This window comes from Pseudoduganella plicata (genome assembly GCF_004421005.1).
Classification (GTDB): domain Bacteria; phylum Pseudomonadota; class Gammaproteobacteria; order Burkholderiales; family Burkholderiaceae_D; genus Rugamonas; species Rugamonas plicata.
In genome coordinates this window covers 2,583,946-2,600,666 of sequence record NZ_CP038026.1, presented here as the reverse complement: position 1 = coordinate 2,600,666, position 16,721 = coordinate 2,583,946, and the positions used below count along the sequence as shown (strand labels likewise).

At 64.2% G+C, this 16,721-nt stretch carries 12 protein-coding genes and 1 pseudogene; 6 read left to right on the top strand and 7 right to left on the bottom strand.

The genetic code is table 11. The features are described 5' to 3' along the window. Positions 1-554 precede the first annotated feature (554 nt). Positions 555-1,690 (top strand): annotated as a pseudogene (locus E1742_RS11340) (IS3 family transposase). Between the two features lie 159 nt (positions 1,691-1,849). Further along, positions 1,850-2,188 (top strand): hypothetical protein, encoded by a 339-nt coding sequence (locus E1742_RS11335; protein WP_134384972.1) that lies wholly within the window; start codon positions 1,850-1,852, stop codon positions 2,186-2,188. Between the two features lie 195 nt (positions 2,189-2,383). Here the strand turns inward: E1742_RS11335 and E1742_RS11330 are convergent, their stop codons facing one another. Then, positions 2,384-3,238 carry a class I SAM-dependent methyltransferase gene (locus tag E1742_RS11330; RefSeq protein WP_134384971.1) on the bottom strand — a complete coding sequence of 285 codons (855 nt, stop codon included), beginning with the start codon at positions 3,236-3,238 and terminating at the stop codon, positions 2,384-2,386. Between the two features lie 181 nt (positions 3,239-3,419). Here E1742_RS11330 and lpxO point away from each other — a divergent pair, with 181 nt between their 5' ends. Next, the gene (gene lpxO, locus E1742_RS11325) at positions 3,420-4,319 is read left to right on the top strand and encodes a lipid A hydroxylase LpxO (RefSeq protein WP_134384970.1); all 900 of its coding nucleotides are present in this window, start codon (positions 3,420-3,422) and stop codon (positions 4,317-4,319) included. Positions 4,320-4,384: 65 nt separating this feature from the next. Here the strand turns inward: lpxO and E1742_RS11320 are convergent, their stop codons facing one another. The 4 genes from E1742_RS11320 to E1742_RS11305 form a co-directional block, all read right to left on the bottom strand. After that, the gene (locus E1742_RS11320) at positions 4,385-6,685 is read right to left on the bottom strand and encodes a xanthine dehydrogenase family protein molybdopterin-binding subunit (RefSeq protein ID WP_134384969.1); all 2,301 of its coding nucleotides are present in this window, start codon (positions 6,683-6,685) and stop codon (positions 4,385-4,387) included. Then, positions 6,682-7,821, bottom strand: coding sequence for an FAD binding domain-containing protein (locus tag E1742_RS11315; protein ID WP_134384968.1), 1,140 nt, complete (start codon positions 7,819-7,821; stop codon positions 6,682-6,684). The genes E1742_RS11320 and E1742_RS11315 overlap by 4 nt, the downstream gene beginning before the upstream one ends. Further along, positions 7,818-8,345, bottom strand: coding sequence for a (2Fe-2S)-binding protein (locus tag E1742_RS11310; protein WP_134384967.1), 528 nt, complete (start codon positions 8,343-8,345; stop codon positions 7,818-7,820). The genes E1742_RS11315 and E1742_RS11310 overlap by 4 nt, the downstream gene beginning before the upstream one ends. A gap of 246 nt (positions 8,346-8,591) precedes the next feature. Beyond that, entirely contained in the window at positions 8,592-9,233 is a 642-nt protein-coding gene (locus E1742_RS11305; protein ID WP_166793463.1) for a PEP-CTERM sorting domain-containing protein, read from the bottom strand. A gap of 371 nt (positions 9,234-9,604) precedes the next feature. Between E1742_RS11305 and E1742_RS11300 the strand changes: the two genes are divergently transcribed. Continuing rightward, a complete protein-coding gene (locus E1742_RS11300) occupies positions 9,605-11,323 on the top strand; it encodes a methyl-accepting chemotaxis protein (RefSeq protein WP_134384965.1) in 1,719 nt (572 codons plus the stop codon). Between the two features lie 81 nt (positions 11,324-11,404). Continuing rightward, positions 11,405-11,602 (top strand): hypothetical protein, encoded by a 198-nt coding sequence (locus tag E1742_RS11295; protein ID WP_134384964.1) that lies wholly within the window; start codon positions 11,405-11,407, stop codon positions 11,600-11,602. 78 nt (positions 11,603-11,680) lie between these two features. Here the strand turns inward: E1742_RS11295 and E1742_RS11290 are convergent, their stop codons facing one another. Together E1742_RS11290 and E1742_RS11285 are read right to left on the bottom strand one after the other, a co-directional pair. After that, positions 11,681-11,857: an oxidoreductase-like domain-containing protein gene (locus E1742_RS11290; protein WP_307721918.1), complete on the bottom strand. Its 177-nt coding sequence runs from the start codon at positions 11,855-11,857 to the stop codon at positions 11,681-11,683. Between the two features lies 1 nt (position 11,858). Then, a complete protein-coding gene (locus tag E1742_RS11285) occupies positions 11,859-14,954 on the bottom strand; it encodes a ligand-binding sensor domain-containing diguanylate cyclase (protein ID WP_134384962.1) in 3,096 nt (1,031 codons plus the stop codon). Positions 14,955-15,170: 216 nt separating this feature from the next. On the opposite strand from E1742_RS11285, the gene E1742_RS11280 reads away from it, so the two are divergent. Beyond that, positions 15,171-16,676 (top strand): DEAD/DEAH box helicase, encoded by a 1,506-nt coding sequence (locus tag E1742_RS11280; protein ID WP_134384961.1) that lies wholly within the window; start codon positions 15,171-15,173, stop codon positions 16,674-16,676. Positions 16,677-16,721: the final 45 nt, after the last annotated feature.

The window sequence follows — 16,721 nt, the reverse complement described above, 5'->3', positions numbered from 1 at the left end:
CATCCCGTTAGACTAGCGATTGTTAACGGTAATATAATATACGCGATCAGGATGATTGTACCTTCCCTCGCTGGTGGGATGTCTTCATTGTTTTATCGGTGTAAGGCGAGCGGGCGGATATCGTCGTCCGAGGACCCCAAGATTGTCATAGATGCACTTCAAGTTGAGATCAGACGCGGATCTGGCGTCTACTGCGAAGTTCCGTTAGACAAAGACATTGTGGATGAGCACGTGGCTAGATGGGGTGATTTCGACTTTGACTATCCTCGCGGGTCTGAAGACTGGCTAAGCGACTAGGACTACGCGCGAATTCGGACTGCGTCCCGACATCGCGTTAAGCGCCGACCAGGTCGCACGCCTACCGGCGATATCGTCTGGTTGGAGAGCCAGACGGACCGGCTGCCGGACGGCAGCAAGGAACGGTGCTGGTATGCGGAAAGCTATTGGCTATATGGGTAGCGCGAAAATCAAACGGATAAACGGCTTAATAGGGTGTGGACTTCCACCACTCTGGTAGACATTTCTGACCTATGATTTGAGCATAGGAGAAATGAATGAGCACACAGCGTTATACGCCACAATTTAAGGAAGAGGCCGTGAGGCAGGTGGTCGAGCGGGGCTACCCGGTACCGGAGGTTGCCGCCCGGTTGGGCGTGTCAGCCCATAGCCTGTACAAGTGGGTCAAGTCAGCGATGCCGAGCAAGGACGAGAAGCAAAGTGCAGAGCTGGTAGAAGCAAAAAGCGAGATCTTGCGGCTGCGTTCCCAGATGCGGCGCCTGGAAGAGGAGCGAGACCTGTTAAAAAAAGCCGCACGGTACTTTGCCAAGGAGCCCGAGTAAAGTACCGGTTCATGAACGAACACCGGCACGAGTTCTCGCTCGTGCTGATGTGCCGCGTTCTGAAAGTAGCCAGGGCCGGTTTTTAGCAGTGGCTCCATCAGCCCGAGTCGGAGCGTGCCAGAGAAGACGCACGGTTGCTTGAAGTGATCCGAGATTCCTATTCGGCTAGCGGCGGAGTCTACGGAGCAAATCGCGTTTTTGGCGATCTGCGCGAAGCCGGAGAGACCTGCGGCCGCAACCGAGTGGCGCGGCTCATGCAGGCCAACAAAATCAAGGCTGTTCGTGGGTACAAGGCTCCTAGGCGGATTGCTGGAAGGCCTTCGATCATCGCTCCGAACCGGCTGAACCGCGAATTTACCGTTGACGCGCCGGATCAGGCTTGGGTGACCGACATTACCTATATCCGGACATGGCAGGGCTGGCTTTATCTCGCAGTGGTGGTCGATCTTTTTGCACGCAAGGTTGTTGGCTGGTCGATGAAGCCAACCTTGTCACGCGAGCTGGCGATCGATGCTTTGCTGATGGCGGTTTGGCGGCGCAAGCCGAAGCAAACCGTGATGGTCCATTCAGACCAAGGCAGTCAGTATGGCAGCGATGATTGGCGGCGCTTTTGCAAAGCCAACAATCTGGAACCAAGCATGAGCCGGCGAGGAAATTGTTGGGACAATGCGGTAGCTGAATCGTTCTTCAGCAGCTTGAAGAAGGAACGGATTCGCAAACGCATCTATAAAACCCGAGATTTGGCCCGTGCCGACATCTTCGACTACATCGAAGTCTTTTACAATCGAACCAGGCGCCACAGCCATCTGGGGCATGTCAGCCCTGAGGCCTTTGAACGCGCCTCAATGTGAGGTTGGGATTTGTCTACCGAACTGGTGGAAGTCCACCAGCGGCTCGCGAGTGTCTAGAAAACTCGTGGCGATTCAGAGAATGGCGACAAACTCGATCGGTACGTAAGCTATCTGGACGTCGACTGGGGCGAAGGCGACTGTTGGTCTGACTTCGGGTTCATGCATGCCGAGGAGTTGATGGACGGGTTCAGTGATACGGATTGGGCCAAACTTCGCGGTGTATGCGCAACTAAAGGCACGGCCTGGCAAATTCGCTGCGCCGAGATGCTTGATGGGACAGTCAACTCGGCTGCCCTTGAAATTCTCACGTCGTTGATGGCGAGTCGGAACCGCGACGTCGTGATGGCTGCAGCAGAAACGTTACTCTCTCTGGCCCAGACCGGCACTTCGGTGGAAGTAACGCCGCAGCTTTCGGCACTGATCAGCAAGGCCCGGATGAACGGTGGAGACCCGTACGGTTTCGTACTGGATTTATTGCTCAAGAATTCGAAGACATGACTGACTTGCTCAGTTCCATTGCATGCGAGCCGCCACGGTGACGCCACATGGGAGGGACAGGAACTAAGAAGCGCAGCATCTAAGATATCTATCATATTTGGCTTGTCCGTGACCGATACGTCGGATCGACCACACCGACGGATCGACCAATGACAACGAATGTGAGCCAGCCACCGGCGGCAGTGCAAGTCGGCCTCACCCTTCGCGCCGATAAATCCCAACAATAATATCGCTAGGAAACAATCGCAGAACCGGAATCAGACAGCGAATCACAACATACTGCCCCCACAAGACCAGCGGATTCGGATTGCCCACATAACCCAGCCGCTCCTTCAAACCCTGCGCACGCAGCGCCGGTAGTTCGCGTTGGAAGACCAGCGAGAAGCCGAGGCCAGCCAGGAGCCGCGTAAGGTTCTGGTTGTCGAAATAATGCAGATGCGGCGAGGGCAGGCTTTTTTGCCACATCCTTTCAAACGGGCCGGCAATGCGCAGGCGCACCAGCAACTTGGACAGGCGATAGAAAAATCCGCGGCTGTTGGGCAGGTTCAGGATCAGGATGCCGCCCGGGTTCAGGCGGTCGTGGCAGGCGCGCAGGGCGCTGCCGATGTCGGGGATGTGTTCAATGACGTCGTTGAAAACGATCACGTCGAATGTCTCGTCCGAGCGCAGCGCGTCCGGGAAATAGCCTTGGCGCACCTGGAAGCCGCGTTGTGCGGCCTTGCTGCCCACTTCGGCGTCCGGTTCGATGCCGATGGCGTCGAATGCGGGGGCGGCGGCTTCGAGGAACCAGCCGTGGGCGCTGCCGACGTCCAGCAGGCGACGGCCGCCGGGCGGCGCGTAGGTGCGGGCGTGATCGACGATTTCCGCGAAATTGGCTTGCCGCAGTGCTTTGAGCGACGCTTCCCTGGCTTCTTCGTCGATCGAGGCATGCGCCTGCGGCACGTTGATCGATACCCGCAGCGTGGCCGCTTCGTAGCGGCAGTGGGGGCACTGGCTATGCCAGCCGGTCAATCCGTGGCTGACGGTGTGGTGACAGACGACACAGTTCATGGGCGGTCCTGTGAACACTGCATTGGCAAGGCGCCAACTGCAATATTGCCACTAAAGCATGCTCACAGGTGCACCTGTTTTGCTATTCCCGACCAGGGCGGTTGGCAGTGGGGGCACCGCCGGCGGAATTGCCGCAACCTGCGCTAAAATGGCCGGTTTCGAGCATCTGAGGTTCCGCGCCATGAAATGGGCCATTATCGGTTTTTACTTCCTCTCCATCCTGCACATTCACTTCCGCGGGCGGGTGCGGCTGCCGTTCGGGCGCCAGCTGTTCGACCACTCGTCGTTCATGTCGCCAATTAACATCTTCATGCACGCGTTTTCGCGCGTGCCGTCGACGCCTTACCTGCCTGTCAGCGATTTTCCGGAACTGGCGCCGCTGCAGCAGAACTGGCAGGTGATCCGCGCCGAGGCCGAGAACCTGCTGCGCCTGCAGAAGATCAAGGCGTCCGAGCAGAATGACGATGCCGGCTTCAATTCCTTCTTCAAGGCCGGCTGGAAGCGCTTTTATCTGAAATGGTATAACGCCAGCCACCCGTCGGCGGCGCAGCTGTGCCCGCAGACGCATGCGCTGTTGCAGGGCATCCCGTCCGTGAAGGCGGCGATGTTCGCCGAGCTGCCGCCGGGCGGCAAACTCAATCCCCACCGCGATCCGTTTGCCGGCTCGCTGCGTTATCACCTGGGCCTGGCCACGCCGAACGACGACCGCTGCTTTATCGACGTCGATGGCGTCAAGCACAGCTGGCGCGACGGCCAGGGCGTAATGTTCGACGAGACGTATATCCACTGGGCGATCAACGGCAGCGAGAGCGACCGCATCATCCTGTTCTGCGACGTCGAGCGGCCGATGCGTTTCCGCTGGGCGCAGGCCATCAACCGGTTCCTTGGCAAGACGATGATGACGGCGGCCGCTTCGCCGAACGAGACGGGCGACCAGGTGGGCCTGGTCAGCAAACTGTTCCGGGTTTCCTTCTATGCCGGCAAATACCGCCGCCGCTTCAAGGCATGGAACAAGACGGTGTACAAGATCACCAAGGTCGCCTTGATCGTTGGTGTTGCGGCGCTGATTTACTACATCTGATACGGACGAGATAAAGGTCGGAAACAGGCGCCTGACAGCGTCAGGCGCCTGAAGCCACTAAAGCGTCAAGGCTTCCCGCTGTCGAACCCCGCCAGCACCTTGTCCGGCGTCATCGGCGTGCTGCGCAGCCGCCTTCCCGTTGCGTGGTAGATGGCGTTGCTGATCGCCGCCGCCACGCCGACAATTCCGATTTCCCCCACACCCTTCGCACCCAGCCGGCTGACGATGCGGTCGTCCTCCTGCGCGAAGATGACGTCGATGGCATGGATGTCCGCGTTGACGGGCACGTGGTATTCCGACAGATTGTGGTTCATGAAGCGGCCGAACCGGTGGTCCGTGTAGCTCTCTTCGTGCAGCGCCTGGCTGATGCCCCAGACGATGCCGCCGACGACCTGGCTGGTCGCTGTTTTCAGGTTCATGATGCGGCCCGCGGCGACGGCGTTCACGACACGCGTCACGCGTACCACGCCCAGCTCCTCATCCACGCGCACTTCCACGAAGACGGCCGAATGCACCAGGCGGCGAAACTTGCGCTGCTTGAGCATATTCGGCAGCATCAGGTACTTTTCCTCCAGCCGCACCATGCCGCTGTCGTTCAGGATCGCCGTCAGCGGCAGGCTTGTCTCCGGCTGCTTCTTCAGGCGCAGCGTGCCGCCGGCAAATTCCACGTCCTTCATCTTTGCGCTGGCGAACGGCGAGTCCTTCAGCTTCTGCGCGTGCTTCAGGATCGTCTTCTGCAGCTTTTCGCAGACGCCGGCGACAGCCGACCCCACCGTCGTCACGTGCGACGAGCCGCCTTCGATCGGCGCCACAGGCAGCGTCGAGTCGCCCAGCTGGAACGTGACGTCCTCCAGCGGCATGCCCATTGCCTCGGCGGCGATCATCGCCATGACCGTGTACGTGCCCGTGCCGATGTCGGTCGCGGCGCTCGAGACCACCAGCCTGCCATCCGCGTGCAGGACGGCGCTGGCGCGGGCGAACATCTGCATCGCGTCCCAGACACCCGTCGCCATGCCCCAGCCGACCAGCTCAGTGCCTTCCTTCATCGAACGCGGTGCCAGCTGGCGCTTGTCCCAGCCGAACTGCTTCGCGCCCAGCTCGTAGCAGGCGCGCAGCTCCTTGCTGGAGTAGGGCTTGTCCTCGACGGGCGAGCGCTCCGCGTAGTTCTTCAGGCGCAGCTGCAGCGGGTCCATGTTCAGCGCGTACGACAGCTCGTCCATCGCCACTTCCAGCGCATGCACGCCGTGCGCGGCGCCGGGCGCGCGCATGTCGATCGGCGTGTACTGGTCCAGTTTGACCAGCTTGTAGTCGAACTTGATGTTGTCGCATGCGTACAGCATGCCGGACCAGTTGACGACGACCTCCACGTAATCCTCGATCGGCGACGTCTCGGCAATGGCCTGGTGATAGATCGAGCGCAGCGTGCCGTCGCGCTCCGCCGCCAGCTTCACGCGCTGCAGCGTTTCGGGACGATGCCCGAAGCTGAACATCTGCTGGCGCGTCAGCTGCACGCGCACCGAGCGCTTCAGGTGAAGCGCCGCCATCACGGCGAGCGTCAGCTGGTACTGCGGGCGCAGGCCGGAGCCGAACGCGCCGCCCACGTACGGGTTGCGCACGGTGACCTTGCTCTTCGACAGCCCGAACACGTGCGACACGTACCAGCGGCTGTTCTGCGAGCTTTGCGTCTTGTCGTAGATCGTCAGGTGGCCGTCCGCGTCGCGGATGACCGTGGAGGCAAACAGCTCCATCGGGTTGTGGTGCTCCACGCCGCTGTAGAACTCCGCGTCGATCTTGACGGGCGCCTCGGCGAACGCCTTGTCCGCATTGCCCTTTTCGTCGGGCGGCGGTTCGAAGCCGGCCTTCAGCGGTTTCGGCTTGTACGCCTTGTCGACGTTGGCGGAGAGCTTGGTGTCGTGCGGCTCCTGTTCGATGTCGATGCGCACCAGCGCGGCGGCGTAGCGCGCCGCCTCGAAGGTCTCGGCCACCACCAGCGCGACCGGCTGGCCGCTGTAGAACACCTTGTCGTCGTACAGGGGACGGAACGGCGCGCCCGCGGGTGCCGTCATGTCCTTGTAGGCGATGTCGAAGCTGCGTACTTTGGGGCGGTTCTGGTGCGTCAGCACTTCCACCACGCCGGGCACCGCGAGCGCATCGGCCGTATGGATGGCCGTGATGCGGCCCTTGGCGACAGGCGAGCTGACGACGACGCCGTACGCCAGATCCGGCGCGGGAACTTCGGCCGCGTATTTCGCCTGTCCCGTCACCTTGGCGCGGCCGTCCACGCGCGATACGGGCGTACCCGTGCGCACCTGGCCCGTGCCCGGGTCGGCCGTCGGTGCCTTCAATGCCTCGATCAGGTCCGTCATTGGAGATCTCCTTCGTTCGTTTCGATGCTGACGTTCCAGTTCGTTACCGTGCCGCGCGCGGCCACGTGCAACGCGCGCACGATCGCGTTGCGTGCCAGCGGAATCTTGAAGTCGTTGGAGCCGCGCCCCACCGCGCCGGCCAGCAGCGCTTCGGCCACGCGGCCGAATACCTCGTCGGACGGGCGCTGCCCTTCCAGCATCTCTTCGACCTGCGGGATGCGCCACGGCTTGTGGGCGACACCGCCGATGGCGATGCGGGCCGCGCGGATGGTGCCGTCGTCGGCGATGTCGAGCGCCGCCGCCACGGAGGCCAGCGCGAACGCATACGACAGCCGCTCGCGCAGCTTCAGGTAGGCGGAGTGACCGGCGAACTGCGGTGCCGGCGGCAGCGCGATGTGCGTGATCAGTTCATCGGCTGCCAGCGTGGTGTCGATGTCGGGACGGTCGCCCGGCAGGCGGTGGAACTCGGCAAACGGAATCTGCCGTTTGCCGCGCGCGGACTGCACGTGCACGACTGCTTCCAGCGCGGCCAGCGCCACGCACATGTCGGAAGGATGCGTGGCGATGCAGTGCTCGGACGTGCCGAGGATCGCATGCTGGCGCGTGACGCCGCCGATGGCGGAGCAGCCGGCGCCCGGCGTGCGCTTGTTGCAGGGCGTGGCCACGTCGTAGAAGTAGTAGCAGCGGGTACGCTGCAGCAGGTTGCCGCCGTTGCTGGCCATATTGCGCAGCTGCGGCGACGCGCCGGCCAGGATCGCATCGGCCAGCAGCGGATAGCGTTCCTTGACCAGCGGGTGGTACGCCGTATCCGCGTTGCGGGCCAGGGCGCCCAGCAGCAAGCCGCCATCCGGCGTCTCCTCGATGGCGTCGTACGGCAGGCGGTTGATGTCGAGGAGCTTCGGCGCCACCATCACGCCTTCCTTCATCAGGTCGAGCAGGTTGGTGCCGCCTGCAACGAAGCGCACTTCGTACTGGTTGGCCGCCAGCGGCGTGGCGGGATTCACGGCGGGCGCAAGATCAGGGCCAGGCGCGGGGCCGGCGGAGGAAGCCAGCGCTGCGTCGCCGGTGCCGTTGGCGGCAATCTGCGTCAGCGCGGCGTCGATGTCCGCGGGGCGGGAATAGGCGAACGGGTTCATGCCGGCACCGTCCCGGTCACCACGGCGTGTTCCGCGTTCTCGCTGTCCGGCGCGATGCCCGCGACCTGGCTGACAGCGCGCAGGATCTGCGGATAGGCGCCGCAGCGGCAGACGTTCCCGCTCATCAGCTCGCGCACCTCGGCCGAACATTTGGCCTGGCCTTCGTTGATCAGGCCCACGGCCGAACAGATCTGGCCCGGCGTGCAGTAGCCGCACTGGAAGGCGTCGTGCTCGACGAACGCCTGCTGCAGCGGGTGCAGCTTATCGCCGTCGGCCAGGCCTTCGATGGTGGTGACGCTGCGGCCGACCTGCATCACGGCCAGGGTCAGGCAGGAATTGATGCGGCGGCCGTCCACCAGCACGGTGCAGGCACCACACTGGCCTTGGTCGCAGCCCTTCTTCGTGCCGGTCAGCCCCAGCCGCTCGCGCAGCAGGTCGAGCAGGGTGACCCAGGCTTCCAGTTCCAGTGTGTGCTCGCGGCCGTTGACGGTGATCGTCAGCGGGTGACGCTCGGGAGCTTGCATGGCGATGTCCTTTTTTGTCGTGTTCAAAGGAGACCGGAAGGCCCGATGCACGAACCCACTCCGGCGGCTCCCGGATATGAAGCCTCACCATAGCGTCCAAGTACCGGACCCGGCAGTGCGCTTGTTCACATAGCCGCCAACAAAAGCGCGACAAGGCGGCGCACCAAAGAAAAAGCCCGCAGCTTGCGCTGCGGGCTCGAAGGGTAATGCTGCTTTATTCTTCGTTCTTGTTACTTGCCTTGGTTTTTATTTTTTCGACTTGCGGCGGGCTGCCAGGGCAACCAGTGCCAGGCCGCCGGCCAGCATCGGCAGCGTTGCCGGTTCCGGCACGGCCGGGATGGCTGTCGTCAGGCACAGGTCGCGGCCGAACAGTACGGCGTTCGAGAAGCCGGGCACCTGGCCGCCCTTGTTCAGCCATTCGATGTCCCAGGTGCCGTTCAGCGTCTCGCCGGCACCGATCGTCGTTTCATCGAACAGGAATGCGGTGCTGGCGTTGGAAGCGTGGATGGCCAGCGTCAGGTCCAGCGTCGCATCGTACTTCGTGCTGACGTTGGTGATGGACCAGGTGCCGGACTTGCCGGTCTTGTCCTTGCCGAACGTGAAATCGAAGCGCGAGCTGTAGTCGGTAACATATTTGCCGTCCACAGTCTCCAGCTTGTTCCAGAACAGCGAACCGGTGTTCCAGAACGCCAGGCTGAAGGCAAGCGAGCCCTTGCTCATCGGATTCAGGCTCGAATACACCAGCTTGTCGGCATTGTCGCCGGCCAGCGTAACGTCATCCACGCTCGCGCCGCCGATGCTGCCGGTCTTGAAGGTGGCGTTGGCCGAACCGGCGCCCAGCAGGGCCGCGCTCAGCAGTGCGGTTTTGAAGATTGCAGCAAAAGTCATTGTATTTTTCTCGTTGAGGTTTGCGCCGGGATCGCGGGCAGAATGATGTGATGGCGATTGTTTAGCCTGGATCAAATGGTAAACCCAGCCGTAAGAAATTGCAAGAATTGACACTAAAATTTCTAAAATAGAATGTATTCCGTGCGTAATTTGTGTGCCTGTGGAGCCACGCCAGGCGACCTCTCCGGGCACTTGCCGCTTACCGACAGGAACCAATCGCACGGTGGCTCCGCTATTTTGTCTTCGATGGCATGCTGTGAACACGCAGCGCCGCATGTGCGCCCGGCCATCGATCATCGACGCAGCGGACGGACCGGCAGCGGGGCACATGTCCCGGGTCCGGATGCCATCCGCGTCATCAAGGAGACGCCATGAAATGGTTCCACAACCTGCGGATCGCGCCGAAGCTGATCGCCACCTTCGGCGCCGTGCAGTTGCTGATGCTGATCATGGGCATCGCCAGCATCGGCTCGATGTCCAGGCTTAACGATGCGTCCACGAACCTTGCCACCAACTGGATGCCCAGCGTGCGCGCCGTGATGCAGCTGCGCACGGACGTGGGCGAACTGCGCCGCTGGCAGCTGGCCCACATGCTGACGGACGTGCCGAAGTCGCTGGCCACGTACGAGGAACGCATGGCGAAAACGCTGGAGGGCCAGCGCATCACTGCGGCGGCGTACGAGAAGCTGATCTCCAGCCCGGAAGAGCGGGCCATCTACGACGACTTCAGCCGCAACTGGCAGCTGTTCCTGGTGGAGCACGACAAGGTGGTCGGGCTGTCGCGCCAGAACCTGAAGGCGGAGGCACGCGCCGCGGCGGCGGGCGCGTCGGCCAGGGTGCTGGGCGACGCCAACGCGGCGCTGGAAAAGCTCGTCAAGATGAACGTGGAAGGCGGCGAGCGCGCCAGCGCGGCGGCGGAAGCGCAATATCGGGAAGCCCGGGCATTGTCGATCGGCTTGCTGCTGCTGGCACTGATCGTGGGCAGTACGCTGGCGTTGTGGGTGGCGCGCATGATCGCGCGCCCGCTGAGTGAGGCGTTGGAGGCGGCGCGGGCCGTCGCGTCGGGCGACCTGACGCGCGATATCGGCGTGCGCTCGCGCGATGAAACAGGCGAGTTGATGGAGGCGCTGCGCGACATGACGGGCAAGTTGCAGTCGCTCGTCGCCCAGGTGCGCGCCGGCACCGAGACGATCGCCACGGCCTCCCGCCAGATCGCGGCCGGCAACCAGGATCTGTCGGCCCGCACCGAGCAGCAGGCCAGTGCACTCGAAGAGACAGCATCGTCGATGGAAGAGCTGACGTCCACCGTGCGCCAGAACGCGGACAACGCGCGCCAGGCCAACCAGATGGCGCAGTCGGCGTCCGGCATCGCGGTGCGCGGCGGCGCCGTCGTGGGCGAAGTGGTGGGCACGATGGCGTCGATCAACGACGCGTCCCGCAAGATCGTCGACATCATTTCCGTCATTGACGGTATCGCGTTCCAGACCAACATCCTGGCGCTGAACGCCGCTGTCGAGGCCGCGCGCGCGGGCGAGCAGGGGCGGGGCTTTGCCGTTGTCGCCAGCGAGGTGCGCAACCTGGCGCAGCGCTCGGCGGCGGCAGCCAAGGATATCAAGGGGCTGATCAACGATTCTGTCGACAAGGTGGAAACAGGCTCGCGTCTCGTCAACGAGGCCGGCAGCACGATGCAGGAGATCGTGGCCGGCATCACCCGCGTGACGGACATCATGAGCGAGATCACGGTGGCCAGCAGCGAGCAAAGTGCCGGCATCGAGCAGGTCAACCGTGCAGTCGTGCAGATGGACCAGACCACGCAGCAGAACGCCGCGCTGGTAGAGCAGTCGGCGGCGGCCGCCGAAGCGATGCAGCAGCAGGCCGCGCAGCTGGCGCAGATTGTCAGCGTGTTCCGGGTGGATGCGAGCATGATGGCAGCTGCCCAGCCGGCGCCCCCGAACCGGCACGCCGGTGCCGTGGTGGCTACATCGGCGCCAAGGGTCGTGCACCCGGGACCGAAGCCTGCGCCGCGGCCTTCGCTGGGCAATTCGGCGGCGCGGGCGGACCCGCAGGCGGATCAGTGGGAGACGTTTTGAAGCGGACGGCTGAAGGGCCGGGACAGGTCCCCGTCCCGGCTACGGTAAAATCGGCTGCTTTGCAACAGGAAGGGAAATCGTATGGCCAAGAAAGAAGAGCTGGATGAAGAGTCGCTGGCGTTCATCCAGTGGTGTACCGAAGTGGAAGGCTTTCTGGTCGCCGGTGGCGCCACCGTGCGGGAAGCGCAGGATCATATCGAAGAGCAGATCGACTGGTTCACCGACCAGTACTGCGCCGACCTGACGCCGGAAGAGGCGGCGAAGGAAGCGCTGGCCTGACAGGGCCCACTGCGCCACCGCCTGGAACTCCTCGGAGTATTCAGGTGGCGCAGAATCCCACATCGCGCCAGCGCGGCTTTACTCCGGATGCCGCGCCAGCCACGCCGCCAGCGCGGCCTCGTAGCGCTCCAGCGCTTCGTTATACAGATCGAATACGCAGACGGCGCAGCCGCTGCGGCAGCAGTCTTCAGGGTCCGGCGGGGCCGGCGGCACGGGTTGCGGATCGGCTGCCGGCGTAGCGATGGTACTGCCCACGTTACTCATCCTGGGCGAGCATGGCCTGGTTGCGGCCACGGATCTTGGCGCGGTACAGGGCCCGGTCGGCGCGGCGTACCAGGTCGTCCGCATCGCTGCCTTCCTGCGGCACCAGCACGGCCACGCCGATGCTGATGGTGACGTGGCCGAACGGCGACTCGTCGTGCTCGACGGCGAGGTCCGCCAGTTCCGTGCAGATGGCCTGCGCCGTCTCCAGAGCGTGCTCGCGCTCCGTCGCCCCCGACAGCAGCACGAATTCCTCGCCGCCATAGCGGGCCGCCAGGTCCGTTGTACGGCGTGCGTGGCGCGTCAGCAGTGTGGCCACGGTGCGCAGGCAGGCATCGCCGGCCACGTGGCCGTAACGGTCGTTGTACTTCTTGAAGTAATCCACGTCCAGCATCAGCAGTGCCACGGGCTGGCCCGTGCGGGCGGCGCGGCGCCACTCCGTTTCCAGCTGGGTGTCGAACCCGCGCCGGTTGGTGATGCCCGTCAGGCCGTCCGTCATCGACAGCGCGGCCAGCTTCAGGTTCGACTGTTCCAGCTCGGCCGTGCGCTGCGCCACCACGCGCTCCAGCGCCAGCTGCAGCTGCGTCAAACGGCGCACGCGCCAGTAGTACAGGGCCCACAGCAGCGCGCAGGCCAGCAGGCCGGCGGTCGCGCGGAACCACCACGTCTCCCAGAACGGCGGGGTGATGGTGACGACCAGCGTCGTCGGTTCCTCATTCCATACGCCGCGGTGATTGGACGCCTTGACGCGGAAGACATAGCGGCCCGGATCCAGGTTGGTGTACGTCGCGGCGCGGCGGGTGGCATCCGTTTCGACCCAGCCGTCGTCGAAGCCTTCGAGCCGGTAGGCATAGCGGTTCAGGCCCGGCTCCGTGTAGTGCAGCGCGGCGAATTCGATCGAGAAGCCCGCCGCCGGCGGCGCCAGGGTCAGCGCGCGCGGTGAAGTCACGGCGCCATCAAGCGTCACGCCGGGATGGGGTATCGGCGCGGCGAGCGAATGGTTGTAGACCTTGATGTCCGTGATCGCCACCTGCGGCGCCACGGACGGGCTGCGCACGTCGCGCGGTGCGATTGCCGTCATGCCGTGCACGCCGCCGAAGTACAGCAGGCCGTCGGTTCCCGCGGCCGACGAATTGATCGTGAAGCCGTCCGTCATGCCGTCCGCCGCCGTGTACTGCAGCGACTTGCCCGTGGCGGGGTCGATCCGGTACAGGCCCGCGATCGTGCTGACCCACAGTTTGTCGTCCAGGTCGTTACGGATCGACAGGACCTTGGCCCCTTGCGTCGCATCCAGGTAAGAGCGGAAGCCGATCCGCTCGCCGTGCTCGACGACCTGCTGCAGGCCCTTGGCGGTGCCGACCCAGATGCGGCCCAGCGCATCCTCGTGCAGGCTGGTGACGTTGTCGTCGGCCAGGCTGTCCGCGCCCGGCTGCTGGACGAAGTGGCGGAACCTGCCCGTGGCCGGGTCCAGCATGTCGAGGCCGCCACCGTTCCATTCCGAGCCCATCCACACGCGGCCGGCACGGTCTTCCAGCACGGACGACGTGCCGTTGACGCTGCGGGTATCCGGGTCGGCCGGATCGTTGCGGTAGATTTTCCACGTGCCCCTGGCGGGCAGGTAGCGGATCAGGCTGTTGCCGGTAGCCAGCCACAGCACGCCATCGCGGCCCGGGTGGATGGCATTGATGTAGTCGCTGGCCGTGTCGCCGAAGTGGACGGTCGTGAACTTGCCGTCGGGGCGGTCCAGCCGGTTCAGGCCGTTGGACGTGCCGGCCCACAGCGGTCCGTCCGGATCCTGGTACAGGCAGTAGACGATGTTCTGGCTCAGGCTGCCCGGCTGCCCCGGGTCGGACACATAGCGGCGCACGACGCTGTTGTCGGACGGATCGAACAGGCTGATGCCGGCATTGCCACCGAGCCAGAGCTTGCCGTCCGGCGCAGGTGCGATGCTGAGCACGGCATTTGTGCCTGGCGTGCCCGTCAGGTCGGCGCTGTGCGGCACGTAGCGCGTGAAGCCGGCGCTGTTCAGGTTGACGAGGCTGATCCCGTCGGTGAAGGACGCCACCCACAGCATGCCGCCGCGGTCCTGGGCGAGGGCACGCAGGTTGTCGCCGGGCAGCGAGAACGGGTCGCTCTGGTTGTGCGAGAACTGGCTGAAGCGTTCCGCGCGCGCGTCCCACCGGAGCAGGCCGGCCGACAGCGTCGTCGCCCACAAGGTGTTCTGCCGGTCGATATAAAAACTGTTGACGCGGCTGTTCGGCGTCGCCAGCACCCGGCGGGCGGACCACGGCGTGCCGGCGTCCCAGCGCAGTGCGCCGCTTTCCGTGCCGATCCACAGGGCGCCGGCACGGTCGAACTGCAGCGCCCGCACGATATTGCGGCGCGGGTCGGGGCGCTCCGACTCGTCCAGCTTGTAATGGACAAAACTCTTCCCGCCGGGCGGCAGGTAATCCAGCCCACCCGGCCAGGTGGCTGCCCACACGCCCCCTTTGGCGTCAAGCGCCACCGCATTGATGTCGTTGGTGGCAAGGCTGCCGGGCTGGGCCGGATCGTGCGCGTAGACCTCGAACTTGCCCGTCGCCGGATCGAAGTGCTGCAGGCCGCCCCAGCTGGCGATCCACATGCCGTCCTTGCCGTCGGACACGATGGCCTTGATGATGCCGCGGTTTTTCGGCCCCGTGGCGGCGACGAAGGTGGTGAAGTTGTTGGTCTCCGGATTGAAGCGGGCCAGGCCGTTCTGCGTGCCGGCCCAGATGCGGCCCTGCCGGTCCTCGAAAAGGGCCGAGACGCGGTCGTGCGGCAGGCTGCCGGCATCGTTGCTGCGGCTCGCATAGCGCACCGCCTGGTAGCCGTTGTAGCGGTACAGGCCGTTGACGTGCGTGCCGATCCACATGAAGCCCTGCCGGTCCTGCAGCAGCGACAGCATCGACGGCTCGTCATTGCCCAGCGGTCCCAGCTTCTTGAAGCGCAATGTCGGCGGCGCGGCCGGCTGCGACAGCGCCGCCGTGGCCGTCAGCACGACAATAAGGATGCCGAGCAGAAGCGCAAACAGCCGGACAGGCAGAAAAGCAGGGAACGGTGGACGGTGCATCCGACGATTATACATTCCTTTTATGCAATAAAATTCCTGTTGAACGACACGGACTGTGCGTCGGTGGCCTGAAACGGGTATTATCCGGGGTTGGCCTGAGGTTGTTGCATGTGTGCACATCGACGGCCGTGGCGGCAATGCCTGCCGCAAAGTCGTGTCCCAAGTCGTGTTTCATTATGTAGAAAGCATGGCGATCTTTCGGTCGCCGCACAGAATATGTCTGATTTCGAAACCCCTTCCGCCTCTGGCGTCCAGCCTGCGGCACCCGCCCAGGTGCGTTTCTCCGACTTTGGCCTGTCGCCCGACATCCTGCGCGCGCTGACGGACCAGGGCTACGAGCATCCGACGCCGATCCAGGCGCAGGCCATTCCCGTCGTGTTGCAGGGCCGCGACGTCATGGGCGCCGCCCAGACCGGTACCGGCAAGACGGCCGGCTTCTCGCTGCCCATCATCCAGCTGCTGCTGGCCCACGCCAGTCCGAGCATGAGCCCGGCCCGCCACCCCGTGCGCGCGCTGATCCTGACGCCGACGCGCGAGCTGGCCGTCCAGGTGGCGGAAAACGTGGCCGCCTATTCGCGCCACACGCCGCTGCGGTCGACGGTCGTCTACGGCGGCGTCGACATGAAGCCGCAAACGGCGATTCTGCGCAACGGCGTCGAGATCATTATCGCCACGCCGGGCCGCCTGCTGGACCATATCGAACAGAAAACGGTGTCCCTGAGCCAGGTGCAGATGTTTGTCATGGACGAAGCCGACCGCATGCTGGACATGGGCTTCCTGCCCGACCTGCAGCGCATCATCAACCTGCTGCCGAAGCAGCGCCAGAACCTGATGTTCTCGGCCACGTTCTCGGCCGAGATCAAGCGGCTGGCCAACAGCTTCCTGAACAACCCGGTGACGATCGAAGTGGCGCGCAGCAATGCGACGGCCGACAAGGTCACGCAGGTCGTCTACAAGGTCAGCGACGAGAACAAGCGCGAGGCCGTGGCCCATATCCTGCGCTCGCGCGAGCTGAAACAGGTCATCGTGTTCTCGAACACGAAAATCGGCGCCTCGCGCCTGGCGCGTGGCCTGGAACAGGAAGGCATGAAAGCCTCCGCCATCCACGGCGACAAGACGCAGCAGGAACGCATGGCGGCGCTGGAATCGTTCAAGCGCGGCGAAATCGACGTGCTGGTCGCCACCGACGTGGCGGCGCGCGGGCTGGACATCTCGGACCTCCCGTGCGTCATCAACTACGACCTGCCGTACAACGCCGAAGACTACGTCCACCGCATCGGCCGCACGGGCCGTGCCGGCGCCTCCGGCGACGCGATCTCGATCTATACGGACAAGGACGAGCGCCTGCTGGCCGATATCGAAAAACTGATCAAGCAGACCATCAAGCGCGGCGAGCTGCAGGGCTTCACTCCTTCCGCCCGCGGCAGCGAGGAGCGCTCCGGCGAGCGCCGTCCGCCAAGGCGTGGCGCGGAAGGTGAACGAAGCAGCGAACGCGGCAGCAGCGAGCGCAGCGGCAGCGCCCGTCCGAACGGCGACCGGCCGGATCGCGGCGATCGCGGCGGCCGTCCACTGCCGCGGCGCGACAAGGTCGATCCGTGGTTCCTGAAGCCGTACGAGCCGTCGCGCGCGCCGTCGACGCTGGCCGCGGCCGACGTGCCGGCCCCGCAAGCCAAGCCGAAGCAGAAGATCGCGGCGTTGCTGGGTGGGTTGCCGAAGGAATGAGGGTGACCTCTGCATGAAAAAAGCGGACTTTGGTCCGCTTTTTTC